Below are 15,578 nucleotides of genomic sequence, written 5' to 3'. Positions count from 1 at the left end.
GCGGCGCTGATTTGTTGCGCCACGGCAGCGCGGGTGCTGGCGTCTTGCAATGAATGCTGTTCTTGCCATTGCGCGCCGATGGTGGCGGCAAGCGCTTCGGCAGCAGCTTCGTTACCTTGTGCATTGGCAATGCCCGCGCGCAGCGTTTGCAACATCGCGCCGTAGGCTTCGTGTTTGACGCCTTGCGGCAGCGCGGCAGCCTGAACGGCAGCGCGATTCAAAATGCCTTCGACGGTTGCGGCATCCGCTTCACCGCCGAGGGCGGCGCTGATTTGTTGCGCCACGGCAGCACGGGTGCTGGCGTCTTGCAGCGAGTGTTGTTCTTGCCATTGTGCGCCGATGGTGGCAGCAAGCGCTTCGGCAGCGGCTTCGTCGCTTTGTGCAGCACCAATTCCGGCGTGCAGCGTTTGCAGCATTTCGCCGTAGGCTTCGTGTTTGACGCCCTCCGGCAGCGCAGCAGCCTGAACGGCAGCGCGATTCAAAATGCCTTCAACCGTGGCGGCATCCGCTTCACCACCCAATGCGGCGCTGATGCGTGCGGCAACCGTTGCCCGCGCAGCGGGGTCTTGCAGACTGTACGGTTCCGCCCATTGCGCGCCGATGGTGGCGGCAAGCGCTTCGGCAGCGGCTTCATTGTGTTGCGCTTCACCAATGCCTGCGCGCAGCGTTTGCAGCATCGCGCCATAGGCTTCGTGTTTGACGCCTTGCGGCAGCGCAGCAGCCTGAACGGCAGCACGGTTCAAAATGCCTTCGACGGTCGCGGCATCGGCTTCGCCGCCCAATGCGGCGCTGATTTGTTGCGCCACGGCAGCGCGGGTGCTGGCGTCTTGCAATGAATGCTGTTCTTGCCATTGCGCGCCGATGGTGGCGGCGAGCGCTTCGGCGGCGGCTTCGTTGTGTTGCGCTTCGCCAATGCCGGCACGCAGCGTTTGCAGCATCGCGCCATAGGCTTCGTGTTTGACGCCTGCGGGCAGCGCGGCGGCTTGCACGGCGGCACGGTTCAAGATGCCTTCAACCGTGGCGGCATCAGCTTCATCGCCGAGGGCGGCGCTGATTTGTTGCGCCACGGCAGCACGGGTGTCCGCGTCTTGCAGGCTGTGTTGTTCCTGCCATTGCGCGCCGATGGTAGCAGCAAGCGCCTCGGCAGCGGCGTTGTCGCCTTGTGCGGCAGCCAGTCCGCCACTGAGGGTTTGCAGCATCGCGCCGTAGGATTCGGGGCGGACGCCTGCGGGCAAGGCCGCCGGTGCGGGTTGTTGTCCGGCGACTTTGGCGGCGACGCGGTCAAGAATGGCTTCAACGGCGGCGGCGTCGGTTTCGCCTGCGCCACCGAGGGCGGCGATGACACGCTGCGCGATGGCGTCGCGGGTTGCTTCGTCTTGCAGGCGGTTGTCCGCTTGCAATTGGCTGCTGATGCTGGCGGCGATGGCGTCTTGCGCGGCGTCGCTCTGCGCTTCGCCCATGCGGCTGCGCAGGGTTTCAAGCAGGTGTTCGTAGTCGGCGGGGTTGAGGCCTGCCGGGGTTTCGCGCGCTTTTTCGGCGGCGCGGTTCAGCACGGCTTCGACCAGCGCCGCGTTTTCGTGGCCGTCGCCACCCAATACTGCCGCCATTTGTTCGGCGACGGCGGCGCGGACGGCGCTGTCTTGCAGGCTGTTCTGGTTCTGCCACTGGTTGCCGATGGCGGTGGCGAGCATTTCCTGGATGTCGGCGCTGGAGGCGTTGTCCAGACTGGCGCGCAGGGTGTCCATCATCACGCCGTAGGAGTCCTGGCGTACGCCTTCGGGCAGGACGCTCGGCACGCGGTGCGGCACCTGGGCAAGCATCGCGTCCAGTACGTTTTCGTCAACGGTGCCTTCGCTGGCGAGCGCCGCTTTCAGGTGGGCGATGATGTCGTCGCGGGTTTCGCCTTCGGTGGCGATGCCCTGTTGCAGCCATTGGCGGCTGATGCTGTCGGAGAGTACCGCCTGCATATCTTCGTCGGCACCGGTGGCGAGGCCGCGGCGCAGGGTGCTGAGCATCCGGTTGTAGGCCTGTTCGCTGATGCCGTGCGGGGTTTCGTGTTGCGGTACGCCGGGAGCAACTGGCGCGGTGAGGCCGGGTTGTACCGGGACGGCGGCATCACCGGCAGCATTCGCCTGGGCAAGGATGTCGGCGACCCATTGTGCCTGCGCCCCGCCTTCACGCTGGAAGCTGGCGAGCAGGCTTTGTGCCATCGCTTCGCGCAGCGCCGGGTCGTCGGCAACGCTTTGTTGCCATTGGCGGCGAATGGTTTCGGCCAGCGCCGCCTGCATATCGGCATCCGGCTCACCCATGCGCAGACCGCGTTGCAGGGTGCGCAGCGCCTTGTCGTAGCTTTCTTCGCCGCTGAAATCGGCGGGGGCTGCGGATGCGATTGCGGTTTCTTGTGCGGAAACGCTGTCGTCGGCAAGGCTGATAGCGGGCGCTTCCGCCGAAACGGTTTCGGCGGGCGCGCGGGTTTCGTCATCGCTGGCGAGGCTGATTGCCGCGCTGCTGTCGCCTGTGCTTTCGGCGCTTGCGGTGAATGAAGCGGTGGCGGTGTCGTGGGCGTCGTCGTCGCTGGCGAGGCTGATGGCCGCGTTGCTGTCGCCTGTTGTCTCGGCGGTTGCGGTGAATGAAGCGGCGGCGTGGGTTTCCGCCTCGCCGCTGTCCGTAGTGAGGGCGATGGCGGGTGCTTCGGCCGCGCTGGCAGGTTCGTCGGCAAGGGTAATGTCGTCAAAGGCCGACCAGTCTTCGCTGGCTGGCGCCGCGCTTTCTCCCGCCGGTACGGCTGCGGTAGCGGCAGGTGCGGTACCGGCACCGCTGTCGGAAAGGCGCAGTTGGCGCGACAGGGCGTCCAGCGCGTCCTGTTCGCTTTGCGGCGCGTCCATCAGCGACAGGCGTACCCGTTCGGCGACCAGCGCCTGTTGCAGCAACGCGCCTTTGTGCTCGACGAACTCGTCCTGTTGTTGCAGTACGTTGAGCAGGGAAATGGCATCGCCGACGGTGTCGCGCACCAGCGAGTTGGCGGCAAAGTCTTTTTCAATGACGCGGTTGAGCAGTTGTTCGTGCTGCCAGGCAAATTCGCCCAGCGCCTCGTAACCGACGGTGCGCCCGGAGCCTTTCAGGGTGTGGAAGGCGCGGCGGATGTCGGTGGTGAGCTGCGGGTCGGCGGTATTTTCGTGCCACTGCGGGTAGGCGTCGTTCATGGTGGCGACGATTTCGCCCAGTTCTTCGTTGAAGAACTCGCGGATTTCTTCGTCCATGACTGCATCGGCATGGCTGCCGACAAAGCTCGCCTTCTCGGCGGGGATGTCGAGTTTTTCCAAATCGGTGAGGGATTTGTCCGCGAAATAGGGAACGCCCACCACGGCACCTCGCCCGCCGGATGCTGCGGTATCGCTGGCAGCAGCGACGGTAATGGCGGCGGGTTCTTCGCGGGTATCGGCGCGGTCTGCGTCCGCGTGCGGTTGTTCTGCGGCGTCGGTTGCCGCAACTTCGCTGTTGTCTGTTGCAGTTTCGTGTGTCGCAGAAGTTGCGGCTTCTTCTGCCGGAGTAGCTGTTGCGCCATGTGCGCTTGCACCGGCATCTGTGGCTCCCGTAGCGGTCGCGGTTGTTTCATCTGCTTCGCGGGCAGCCGCTTCGCCTGTCGGAATTGGGCTTTCGGATGCGGGGGCAACTGCTCCCGTATCTGACGCTGTCGCAGCGGTTTCGCTCGCCGGGGCGGGCGCGGCAGTTGCAGCTGGTTGCGCGACAGGGGTTGCGGGCGCTACCGCCGGAGCGGCGGCGCTTGCAGCGGCATTTGCGGCACCGGCTGCCGCAACGCCACCTACCATGGCCGCTGCGGCAGCATCATTGCTGCTGCGCACCGGCACGGCACCGGCGTTTTCTTGTGCGTGTTGGGCGAATCCGAGGGTGGATTGCGGCGCGGCGGCTGTTGCCGTGTGGCTGGCGAGCGTGACCGGCGTCGGTTCCGGTTTTACTTCTGCCGGGATTTCTTCTTCCAAATCTTCCAATACGGAGAAATCGTCGGCGAGTACTTCCAGTCCCGCGCCCAAAACGTCCTTGAATTCCTGGATGTCACCAGTATTTTCCGCATCATCTTCCGTTTCCGGCGGCGCCATGTTGGCAAGTTCGACGAACAGGGCTTTTGCCTTGGCACTGGCGGGGCTGATTTTTTCGATATTGCCCACCGCTTCTTTCAGGAAAGCGACGTCTTGCAGGGATACCTTGCCGGATTCTGCCAAGTCGTCAAACAGGTATTCGACTGCGACCAGTGCATCAATAACCGGCACATAGGTTTTGGCAAGGGTTTGCTCATTCTGCGTGGTAAATTCGGCAAACAGCAGCGCCAATTGTTGCAGTTGGGCAGACAGCTCTTTCAATCCGACCAAAGCGGTCACGGCGCTGTAATGCACCAACTGTTTTGTTGCTTCATGCCACGGCTGTTCCGCCTTGACCGTCTCGACTTGCAAAACTTCCTTGCGCAAGGATTCAAAAAATTGTTTGCCAACTGCACCGGTATCGCGCACCAGTTTTTTGATTTCCAGTTGGCGCGAATGTTCCACCTGCGCCTGCAGGGCTTCCGCATAATTATTGGCGGTTTTGCCCGTGCTGTCTTCCTGCAATTGTTTCAGCGTTTCCTGCACCAGAATCAGGGCTTCGGCCACTTCAATCCATTGGGCGTCCGTCAGCGATTCGCCCAGTTTTTGATTGACCTGGGCCAATAATAATTGTGGTGTTTTGAGTTCGAGGAGTTCAAACAGGTGAATCAGATCTTCATTCTGCCCGGCAATCCCTTCTGCATTGAAAGGTGCCTCCGGATTGCGAATATGCTGCTCAATCTGGTTACGCGCGACTTCAATAATCTTGTTGACTTCGTTTGCCAGTGCCTGATAGGTTTCGCGGCTAATGAACGGTTGCGTCGTGACCTGGATTTTTTCACCACCGGCAAGCAGGGTTTTGACGGCTGCCGTCGCCTGCATGACCGATTGTTTTTGCGTGTCGCTGATATGATCCAGTCGTTCGATGTAATCGGCGAGCACCAATAGCCCGGAGGCAATTTCTGCACCCTTGTCGGCAAACGAGGCGTTTACGCCGTGTTCGTTGACGCCCTGGTCCAAACTTTCCACACCGGCAACAATAGCCTCGGCCAAGGCGACCGCTTCTTCCTGTTCCATCAGCGACAGGCCGCCGCTGATTTCTGCCATGCTTTCGCGCAAGGCGTCCACGCCCCCGGATTCGGGACGCTCCAGCCATTCGATGAGTTGCCGTTTTATGGTGGCGATATTGCGCGCCATTTCAGTCTGGACGCGCGCCAATAGTTGATTGCCTAATTCACTTGCCATGAAAACTCCTGTACCTGATTCGGCACGAATGCCAAATCCTGTTTGTTTTTGATTAATATCCTACCGGCAGTTTGAAGCCCGATACGGAGTTTTTCAGTTCTTGCGAGAGTACGCTCAGGTTTTCGATGGAGTCGGAGGTCTTAATGACGTTCTCGGTCGTCGTGACTGCCATCTGGTTAATCTGCGACATATCGCTCGCGATATTTTCCGCCATGGTGGAAACTTTTCGGGTGGATTCGGAAACCCGTTCAATCAGCGAGGCGAGCGAGGTGGAGACGTCTTCAATTTTGCTGAGTGCCGTACCCGCTTCTTCTGCAATATTTGCCCCGTCAACGACTTCCTTGGTGGAGCGTTCCATCGAGGCGACTGCCGCATTGGTATCGTTCTGGATGGTTTTAACCAGTCCTTCAATCCGCTTGGTTGCATTGGAGGAGCGCTCGGCGAGGCGTTGTACTTCGTCGGCAACGACGGCAAAACCGCGTCCCGCTTCCCCGGCGGAGTTCGCCTGAATGGCAGCATTGAGTGCAAGGATGTTGGTCTGGTCGGCTATGCTTTTGATGATTTCAACGATATTGCCGATTTCTTGCGAGCTTTCGCCCAAACGTTTGATAAGGGTGCGGGTTTCCTGAATGTTGCCACGGATGTTGTTCATGCCGTTAATGGTATTGCGTACCTGTTGTGCCCCTTCACGCGCGATACTGACGGAATTGCGCGCGATTTCGGCAGAGTCAGCAGTACTCATCGCAACGCGGTCGAGTGAACGCACCATGTCGCTGATGATTTTGGCGATGGAGTGAATTTTCTGCGCCTGTTCGGTGGAAGAGGTCTGCATTTGTTCGGCAATCAGGCGGGTACTGTTGGATGCGTTCGATACCTGGGTTGAGGTGCGGTTAATGGTACCGACCAGTTCGCGCATAGATTCGATGGCGTAATTGACGGAATCAGCAATCGCCCCGGTGAAGTCCTCGGTCACTTGTGCTTCTACCGTCAAGTCACCATTGGAGAATTCGGCCAGTTCATCCATCAGGCGCAGAATGGCGTCCTGGTCGCGTTTGGCGCGAAATTCGGCTTCGGTAGAAACATTCTGGATTTTGGAGTATTGCTCGCCAACGAATTGGTACCAAAGGAAACCGGCGGCACCGGTAAGGACGACCATTAACGGTAATACGAGGTTTAGCATAACGCTATTGGTGAACAATAATGCCAGACTAATTAATGCCAGCAGGCCGACAACGGCGGAGGTTGCAATGGCAGGGACGTAAAATTTGCTGCCGCTGCCTTTGGCAACATTCACCCGATTTTTTGAACTTAACATAAATCACCCGTTTATTTATTGTACGTTTTGAATGAATGAGGTATCTGTTACCAGATTTTTCAAATCAATGCGCAACCATTGAAGTCCATCCATGGCGGCTTGGCCATCAAGCCAACTGCGCGTGGACTGGTAGGAAGATACTTCACAGGAGCGGATTCCCTGAATGGAATCCACTTTCAGGATATAACCCTGTCCTTCATTGTGAAGGATGATAAATCCGCTGCGGATTTTGACGCTTTGCGGGGCAAGGGTCGGATCGACAAACCGTTTGAAATCGACCACGGAGAATACTTCGCCGCGTACCCCGGTAAGCCCCAGCAACCAGCCAGGGGTAAAGGGCAGCGGGGTAATGTCCTGAATGCTGGTGGAGACTTCCTGCACCATTTTCATGTCAAGCAGGTAGTATTTGTTGCCCGCCGTAAAGGCGAGGTAACTTTCTCCCGCAGCGTGATAGGTATCCACCACTTTTTTGCGTGCTTCCGCTTTTTCCACATAATCGCAAAGCACGGCAAAGGGCGTCATTTCCGTGGCTTTTGTATTCTCGCTGTTCATATCAAGGTTTTGATTTGTGCCAATAGCGCCTCTTTTTCCGGCGGCTTGACGAAATATTCTCGCGCACCATTGCGCAATCCCCATGCACGGTCGCTTTCCTGATCCTTGGTGGTCAGCATCAGGATGGGAATGTCGCGGGTATCAGGATTGCGCATCAGTTTGCGCGTCGCCTGGAATCCGCTCATGCCCGGCATGACTACATCCATCAGTATCAGATCCGGGTGCTTTTCTTCTGCGGTTTTTATGCCCTTGTCGGCGGTATCCGCCCAAAGCACGGTGTACCCTTCGCTTTCCAGCATGACGCGCACGACTTCCGCTTCCGTGGGCGAATCATCCACTATCAAAATGGTAGCCATTGTCGGAATGTCCTTTTATTGAACGTGCGTGCGGATGGCATTGAGCAATTCGTCACGCGAGAAAGGTTTGGTCATGAAGTATTCGGAACCGGCGATACGCCCGCGCGCCTTGTCGAAGATACTGTCCTTGCTGGAAAGCATCAGTACCGGCGTTTTGGCAAAGGCGGCATTGCTTTTGATGACGGAACACACCTGATAGCCGTCCAGACGCGGCATCATGATGTCAAGGAAAATGACGTCCGGCTTGAACGACATGACTTTGGACAGGGCACTGAAGCCATCTTCGGCGGTGGAGACGGTGTAGCCTTCCCGTTTGAGGATGGCTTCAGCCGTTTTCCGGATTGTGCCGCTATCGTCCACAATGAGCACTTTCACGGATTTGTTATCTGACACGCGAACTCCTTAATTTTCGCTAATAGAAAGGACATAGAATAGCGGATTACCGCCGAAAATGCGACGGTTACGCGCTATTCCAACCCGCTGCTACCGGCCAGCCAGTCCTCCGCAATCACGGCGGCAGCCATGGCATCGACCTCTTTTGCGCCGGGCAGGCGCGCATGAGCCTCGTGCGAGCTCAAGTATTCATCGATGTAATGAACCGGTAATCCAAACGCTTCCTGGCACTTCGCGCCTATCCGGCGGATGGGCGCGGCCAGCGGATGTTCATTGCCGTCACGCAGACGCGGCAGGCCGATGACGATGTGCGACACCGACCATTCCCGCACCCAGGCGGCAAACTGCGCGGCTTCAAGCTGCTGCGCGGGATGGCGCAAAACTGCCAGCGGTTTGGCCGTTTGCGTCAAAGACTGACCAACCGCCACGCCGGTTTTGCGCTGTCCGACGTCCAGCGCCAGAATCCATGTCGTTGCCACCCAAAAATCTCCGTAACGCTTCGCGCATCATAATGCACATTAAATTTGGTAAAGGCAAGGTTAATGTTTGCCCGCCTTGCGAAGCGCCGTAAAATCACCACCTTGTAACCTTCCCCGATTTACCTTGAAATTCAAAAGGAACACCGCATGACCGCTTGCAAAATCCTCATCATCGGCTCCGGCCCGGCCGGCTACACCGCTGCCGTTTACGCCGCGCGCGCCGGACTCGAACCCGTCCTCATCGCCGGACTGGAACAGGGCGGGCAACTGATGACCACCACCGACGTCGATAACTGGCCCGGCGCGGCGGAAGGCATCCAGGGGCCGGTGCTGATGGACAATATGCGCGCCCACGCCGAGCGCTTCCAGACCCGCATCGTGCGTGACCTCGTCACCAAAGCCGACCTCGGCGTCTGGCCGTTCCACATCGAAACGCGCAACGAAACATACAGCGCCGAAGCCGTCATCATCGCTACCGGCGCGAGCGCCAAATACCTCGGCCTGCCCTCCGAAGAAGCCTACAAGGGACGCGGCGTCTCGGCCTGCGCCACCTGCGACGGCTTCTTCTACCGCAACAAAGCGGTCGCGGTTATCGGCGGCGGCAACACCGCCGTTGAAGAAGCGCTCTACCTCGCCAACCTCGCGCAAACCGTCACCCTCGTTCACCGCCGCGACAGCTTCCGCGCCGAAAAAATCCTGATTGACCAACTGCACGAACAAGTCGCCGCCGGGAAAATCGTCCTCAAACTGAACGCCGAACTCGAAGAAGTCACCGGCGACAAGGCGGGCGTCAGCGGCGCAATCATCCGCTACAAAAACGGCGAAAAAGAAACCCTCGCCGTGGACGGCGTCTTCATCGCCATCGGCCACAGCCCGAACACCGACCTCTTTGCCGGCCAGCTCGAACTGGACAACGGCTACATCAAAATCCGGGGCGGCAACCACGGCAACGCCACCCAGACCAGCATCGCGGGCGTCTTCGCCGCCGGGGACGTCACCGACCAGACCTACCGCCAGGCCATTACCTCTGCCGCCAGCGGCTGCATGGCAGCACTGGACGCCGAGCGCTACCTGGCGCAAAAAGCGCTTGGCGAGTGATACAATAAGCCACTGATAACTTGTTCCCAAACCAAATTTATGAGGTAAAACATGGCAACCCAACCCATCATCGTGCCCGATTTGGGCGATTTCACCAACGTTGACGTTATCGAAGTCCTCGTCAAGGCAGGCGACAGCGTCAAAAAAGAAGACTCGCTCATCACCCTCGAAACCGACAAAGCCTCGATGGACGTTCCCGCCCCGGCAGACGGCGTCATCGCTACCCTGACCGTCAAAGTCGGCGACAAAGTCTCCGCAGGCGACACCATCGGCACCCTCGACAGCGCCGGAGGCGCCGCCCCTGCCGCTGCTGCTGCCCAGCCTGCCGCCGCAGCCCCGGCTACCGCCCAACCCGTCCCGGCGGCACAACCCGCACCGGTTGCCGCCGCCCCCATCCCTGGCGGTCCCGCCCCCGAAGGCGCCGTCGATATGCTCGTCATCGGTGCCGGCCCGGCGGGCTACTCCGCTGCCTTCCGCGCCGCCGACCTCGGCCTCAAAGTCACCCTGATCGAGCGCTACCACACCTTGGGCGGCGTCTGCCTCAACGTCGGCTGCATCCCTTCCAAGGCGCTGCTGCACGTCTGCGAAGTCGTCGAACAGGCGCACGAAATCGCCAGCTCCGGCATCCAGTTTGACGCGCCGAAAATCAGCGTTGACCACCTGCGCCAGCACAAAGAAAGCGTCGTCAAAAAACTCACCGGCGGTCTTGCCGGTATGGCCAAAGGGCGCAAAGTCAACGTTGTCCACGGCGTTGCCAAATTCGCCAGCACCCACAGCGTCATCGTCACCGACGACAACGGCGCAACCCAAACCATCGCCTTCAAACAATGCATCATCGCCGCCGGTTCGCGCAGCATCAAACTGCCCTTCCTTCCCGAAGACGAACGCATCATGGATTCCACCGGCGCGCTTGCCCTGAAAGACGTGCCGGAGCGGATGCTCATCATCGGCGGCGGCATCATCGGCCTCGAAATGGCGACCGTTTACGCCACCCTCGGCGCCAAAGTGGACATCGTTGAAATGGCGGACACCCTGATGGCGGGCGCGGACAAAGACCTCGTCAAAGTCTGGGAAAAACGCAACAACCACCGCTTCAACAACATCATGACCGGCACCAAAACCGTGGCCGCCAGCGCCGAAAAAGACGGCATCTACGTCACCTTCCAGGGCAGCCAGGCACCGACCGAACCGCAGCGCTACGACCGCGTCCTCGTCGCCGTGGGCCGCGCGCCGAACGGCCACCAGCTGAACCTCGAAGCGGCCAACGTCTATGTCAACGAACGCGGCTTCATCAAAGTCGATAAACAAATGCGCACCACCCAGCCCAACATCTATGCCGTCGGCGACATCGTCGGCCAACCGATGCTGGCACACAAAGGCGTACACGAAGCACACGTTGCCGCGCAAGTGGCCGCAGGCGATGCCAACAGCTTCTTCGACGCGCGCGTCATCCCCAGCGTCGCCTACACCTCGCCGGAAGTTGCCTGGGCGGGCGTCACCGAACTGCAAGCCGCCGCGCAAAACCTCAGCATCAGCAAGGCCGTCTTCCCGTGGGCTGCCTCAGGCCGCGCGCTGGCAAACGGTTGTGACTACGGCTTCACCAAACTCATCATCGACAAAAACACCCACCGCGTCATCGGCGGCGCGCTAGTCGGCCCGAACGCGGGCGACATGATCTCCGAAATCGCGCTCGCCATCGAAATGGACGCCACCGTCGAAGACATCGCGCTCACCATCCACCCGCACCCGACCCTGGGCGAATCCATCGGCATGGCGGCAGAAGTCGCCGAAGGCAGTTGCACCGACCTGCCGCCGCAGAAAAAACTGTTCTAATCCCCAACACCAAGCCCCCGCAAGGGGGCTTTTCTTATGCCTGGCGCAAGCGTAAATGTTACCCGGGGCAAGCCAGCCATTTTGAGTCCAAAGTCAGTTTAACGCGAAAACGCCTGATGCTATCCCCGCAAAAATATTGACAAAAAAGCGGGTGCGGGTAGAATCCGCGCCCCTGTGGTTCGCAGACCTCCCACAATAAAAAACCAGGAAAACTTATGTCAAAACACGAAAAGCCCGCAGGCATTTCCCTGCTGGGCAATCAGCAGGCCGCTGTGCCGCACACTTATACGCCCGACATTCTCGAAGCGTTTCCCAACAAACACCCCGGCAACGATTACCTTGTCAATCTCGTTTGCCCCGAATTTACCAGCATTTGTCCGATTACTGGACAGCCGGATTTTGCCACCATCCGCATTGCCTACATTCCCGATGAAAGGCTGGTTGAAAGCAAATCGCTCAAGCTCTATCTGTTCAGCTTCCGCAATCACGGCGACTTTCATGAAGATTGCGTCAATATCATCATGAAAGATTTAATCCGCCTGATGCAGCCTAAATATATTGAAGTCTTCGGCGAATTTACCCCGCGCGGCGGTATCGCCATTCATCCGCTCGCCGTTTACGGTCGCCCCGACACCGCCTATGAAACGCGCGCGAGCGAACGTCTTTACCGGCATTAAGGGGAATTTCATGCAGGCATTTCATTTTACCGACGCCGAACGGCGCAAGGCGCTCGTCTGGCTCGCCTTTTGGCATACCATCGTTATTGCTGCCAGTAATATTCTGGTACAGATCCCTTTCCAGATTGGCGAGCTGCATACCACTTGGGGCGCGTTTTCTTTCCCCTTTATTTTCCTGACGACGGACCTGACGGTGCGCATTTTTGGCGCACCGCTGGCACGCAAGATTATTTTCTGCGTGATGATTCCGGCATTGCTGATTTCTTATCTGATTTCGGTGATGTTCCAGGATGGGCATTTCATCGGCTTTGACGGCGTTTGGCCGATTAATGTATTCGTCGCGCGTATCGCGCTGGCGAGTTTTACCGGTTATCTGGTCGGACAGATTCTCGATATTACCGTCTTCAATTATTTGCGGCAAAATGCGCAGTGGTGGGTCGCGCCAAGTGCTTCCACTATTCTCGGCAATATTATCGACACCGTCCTCTTTTTCTCGATTGCATTCTATAAAAGCCCCGATGCCTTTATGGCAGAACATTGGCAGCAATTGGCGATGACGGATTATGCGTGGAAGATTACCGCCAGCGGCCTCTTTTTCCTGCCCGCCTATGGTGTGCTGTTGCGCTATTTGACCAACCGCCTCACCACCGTGCGCGGCGATGGCGATGATTCGCCCACGCCCACCGCTTCGTAATTCATAAAAAAGCCACCGTAACGGTGGCTTTTTCTTGCACGCATGGTTCAAAAACAGATAAAGCGGTAACGCGGCGAAATTGTTTCCTTGCCATATGAGAGATAGCCCCAAAGTTCGCCCTGGCGAAAAGGAATGTAATTGTCCATCATCGCGGGCAAGGCAATTTCATCATAGCGGGGCGAAAATATTACCGAGCCACAAGCGCCAATCAATCCTTCTTTGTCATGACGACGGACGACCGTATAGTCTCCATTAAACGGGCTTGCCGCATCATATTTCAATGGTACGGCATATTTTCCCTGACGATCAATAAATCCGTATTTGTCCGCTTTTTTGACGCGCGCCAGCATACCATCATCGTAATACCGTGTCGTTCTGTAAGGCGGGAAGTCATCGGCAAAATCATATTCCAAGGGGGTAATCGCTTCGCCACGGCTATTGATAAACCCGTATTTTCCGTCCTTTTTCACTCTAGCCTGACCGCCCATGAAAGCGTATGCTTCGTCATATTGCAGCGGAATTTTTCTTTTGCCATTTTTGTCTATATAGCCGAATTGACCGTTTTGGCGTACTACCGCCAATTCGATGTTCTGATAATATCTGGCAGGGTCGTACAGTGAGTCCGAAATAATTTCCCCATGCCGGTTGATATAGGCATAGCGATATTCCCAAACTGTACTCTGCTGTTTGATTTCCGCATAGCCATTCACAAACGGCTGCGCCTCGCGGAATTGCGGCTTGATCACTTCGCGTCCTTCGGCATCAACATAGCCAATCAGCCCGTCTTTCATTACCCGCGCCATGCCGTCGTAAAACACACCCGCCTTGTCGTAACGCGGCGGCACGACGGGGTTGCCATCGCTATCGATATAGCCCCACAAGTTGCCGCGCCGTACCGGTATCAGGGTGCTGCCGGGGCTGTTGAAAAAGGTAATTTCGTCGTAGAACGGCAGCGGCAGGGCGTCGCCGCGTTCGTTGTAGATGGCATAGCGCGCCTTGCCGCTGCCATTGAGGTAGCGCGGCTGGCGGCGCAGCAGCCCGTTCACCAGTTTGCCGGCGTCCAGTTTGTGCGCACTGCGCACGACGAAGCGGTGCGTGTTGAGCCAGACTGCCTCGTCGCCGTCATGAATGCCGAAATGCGCGCGTTCTTCAGATGAAAGCAGGCGCATCGCCTGTCGCAGTTGCGCTTTTTCCTGCGGCGTGAGCGGCAGGCGTTTGTACACCAGCAGGCCATCGCCCGCCGCTTCGGCGCTGTCGTCAATGATGGCTTGCGGACAACCGGGCGGGATGTCGATGTATTGCGGCGCCTCGGCGCAAGCGGTAGCGGCGGTGAGGACGAGAGACAAGGCGGTGTGTTTCATGGCTTTCCCTGGCGGTGAATGGATGGGCAAACAGTAGCATGAAGCGGCGCGGCAGGCACCTTTATAACCACCCACCGGAAGCCTCATACGGTGTTGCGCCGCCTGACCGGGCACCCTAAAAAATGGCAAAGCCATTTTGTTAGGGAAACCCGCGCCGTACTAGATGTACTGTCTTCGGTAGCGCGCCTTGTCTAAAATTTTCGGTGGATGGCTATATACATACAGGGTAGCGGGAAAGGTGTATGTATATTGCGGGCGTTTCCCGCCGCCACTCTTGCATGGGAGGTATATACTGCCGCTGCGGTTCGCATTTGCGTACCGCTCCACTTTCACCAGGAGAACATCATGTCAGACATTCGCCAACTGCTTGGTAATGAAGCAGAATCCCTGCTCAACCACCACTGCACCACCATCCCGAAGGAAACGCTGTACTTGCCCGGCAGCGATTATATTGACCGCGTCTTTGCGCAGAATGACCGCTCGCCGGTGGTGCTGCGCTCGTACCAGCAGATTCTGAATCATGGCCGTCTCGCAGGTACCGGCTATATTTCCATCCTGCCGGTCGATCAGGGGGTTGAGCACTCCGCCGGGGCGTCGTTTGCCGTCAATCCGCAGTATTTTGACCCGGAGAACATCGTGCGGCTGGCCATTGAGGGCGGTTGCAACGCGGTCGCTTCCACCTACGGCGTCCTCGCCAGTGTCGCCCGCAAATACGCGCACAAAATCCCGTTTTTGGTGAAGATTAACCACAACGAAACGCTCTCTCTGCCGCCGCTGCACGACCAGACACCGTTTGCTACCGTTGAGCAGGCATTTGACCTCGGCGCGATGGCGGTCGGTGCCACCATCTACTTTGGCGCGCCGGAATGCCGCCGCCAGATTCAGGAAGTCTCCGCCGCCTTTGCCCGCGCGCACGAACTCGGTATGCTCACCGTACTCTGGGCGTACACCCGCAATCCCGCCTTCAAGCACGATGGTGTGGATTACCACAGTTCCGCCGACCTCACCGGCCAGGCGAATCACCTCGCCGTGACCATCGGCGCCGACATCGTCAAACAGAAACAGGCGGTGAACAACGACGGCTACCGCAAAATCGGCTTCGGCAACACCGACGACCTCGTTTACAGCAAACTCACCAGCGACCACCCGATTGACCTCTGCCGCTACCAGCTCGCCAACTGCTACATGGGGCGCATCGGCCTCATCAACTCCGGTGGCGCGGCGGGCGGCGCCAGCGACAAGGCCGAATCGGTACGCACTGCCGTCATCAACAAACGCGCGGGCGGCATGGGGCTGATTCTGGGGCGCAAATGCTTCAAAAAACCTTTCGCCGAAGGCGTCGAACTGCTGCACGCGGTGCAGGACGTTTATCTCGACAAGGGCGTGACCATCGCCTGATTCATGGAATCGGGGACGGTTCATTTTTGGCCGGGCATGATGCCCGGCTTTTTATAGCCATCCACCGAAAGTTTCAGACA

General features: G+C 58.4%; 12 protein-coding genes and 1 riboswitch. Of the genes, 5 read left to right on the top strand and 7 right to left on the bottom strand.

Annotated features, from left to right (window positions below; genetic code table 11):
• From ACO54Z_RS05085 to ruvX, 6 genes are all read right to left on the bottom strand, one after another.
• A partial coding sequence (locus ACO54Z_RS05085; RefSeq protein ID WP_485996043.1) for an Hpt domain-containing protein occupies positions 1-5,342 on the bottom strand: 5,342 nt, incomplete at its 3' end.
• A gap of 52 nt (positions 5,343-5,394) precedes the next feature.
• Positions 5,395-6,522, bottom strand: a complete 1,128-nt coding sequence (locus tag ACO54Z_RS05080) for a methyl-accepting chemotaxis protein (protein WP_485996042.1) — start codon at positions 6,520-6,522, stop codon at positions 5,395-5,397.
• Between the two features lie 150 nt (positions 6,523-6,672).
• Positions 6,673-7,179: a chemotaxis protein CheW gene (locus ACO54Z_RS05075; protein ID WP_485996041.1), complete on the bottom strand. Its 507-nt coding sequence runs from the start codon at positions 7,177-7,179 to the stop codon at positions 6,673-6,675.
• A gap of 26 nt (positions 7,180-7,205) precedes the next feature.
• Entirely contained in the window at positions 7,206-7,565 is a 360-nt protein-coding gene (locus ACO54Z_RS05070) for a response regulator (protein WP_485996040.1), read from the bottom strand.
• 15 nt (positions 7,566-7,580) lie between these two features.
• On the bottom strand, positions 7,581-7,958 hold the full coding sequence (locus tag ACO54Z_RS05065; protein ID WP_298081607.1) for a response regulator: 378 nt from the start codon (positions 7,956-7,958) through the stop codon (positions 7,581-7,583).
• A 74-nt stretch (positions 7,959-8,032) separates the two neighbouring features.
• Positions 8,033-8,437, bottom strand: coding sequence for a Holliday junction resolvase RuvX (gene ruvX / locus ACO54Z_RS05060; RefSeq protein WP_485996039.1), 405 nt, complete (start codon positions 8,435-8,437; stop codon positions 8,033-8,035).
• Positions 8,438-8,584: 147 nt separating this feature from the next.
• Between ruvX and trxB the strand changes: the two genes are divergently transcribed.
• From trxB to ACO54Z_RS05040, 4 genes are all read left to right on the top strand, one after another.
• The gene (trxB, locus tag ACO54Z_RS05055) at positions 8,585-9,535 is read left to right on the top strand and encodes a thioredoxin-disulfide reductase (protein WP_485996038.1); all 951 of its coding nucleotides are present in this window, start codon (positions 8,585-8,587) and stop codon (positions 9,533-9,535) included.
• A 51-nt stretch (positions 9,536-9,586) separates the two neighbouring features.
• Positions 9,587-11,368 (top strand): dihydrolipoyl dehydrogenase, encoded by a 1,782-nt coding sequence (gene lpdA / locus ACO54Z_RS05050; RefSeq protein WP_485996037.1) that lies wholly within the window; start codon positions 9,587-9,589, stop codon positions 11,366-11,368.
• A gap of 168 nt (positions 11,369-11,536) precedes the next feature.
• A riboswitch (PreQ1 riboswitch) is annotated at positions 11,537-11,581 on the top strand.
• Between the two features lie 2 nt (positions 11,582-11,583).
• A complete protein-coding gene (gene queF / locus ACO54Z_RS05045) occupies positions 11,584-12,045 on the top strand; it encodes a preQ(1) synthase (RefSeq protein WP_485996036.1) in 462 nt (153 codons plus the stop codon).
• A gap of 10 nt (positions 12,046-12,055) precedes the next feature.
• Positions 12,056-12,739 carry a 7-cyano-7-deazaguanine/7-aminomethyl-7-deazaguanine transporter gene (locus tag ACO54Z_RS05040; RefSeq protein WP_366916245.1) on the top strand — a complete coding sequence of 228 codons (684 nt, stop codon included), beginning with the start codon at positions 12,056-12,058 and terminating at the stop codon, positions 12,737-12,739.
• A 47-nt stretch (positions 12,740-12,786) separates the two neighbouring features.
• Here ACO54Z_RS05040 and ACO54Z_RS05035 read toward each other — a convergent pair whose 3' ends face one another.
• Positions 12,787-14,100 (bottom strand): WG repeat-containing protein, encoded by a 1,314-nt coding sequence (locus ACO54Z_RS05035; RefSeq protein WP_485996035.1) that lies wholly within the window; start codon positions 14,098-14,100, stop codon positions 12,787-12,789.
• A gap of 345 nt (positions 14,101-14,445) precedes the next feature.
• On the opposite strand from ACO54Z_RS05035, the gene ACO54Z_RS05030 reads away from it, so the two are divergent.
• Positions 14,446-15,498, top strand: coding sequence for a class I fructose-bisphosphate aldolase (locus ACO54Z_RS05030; protein ID WP_485996034.1), 1,053 nt, complete (start codon positions 14,446-14,448; stop codon positions 15,496-15,498).
• Positions 15,499-15,578: the final 80 nt, after the last annotated feature.

Source organism: Cardiobacterium sp., assembly GCF_057314735.1.
Note: the sequence above shows the minus strand (reverse complement) of the source record. Positions and strands in the feature narration are given on the sequence as shown.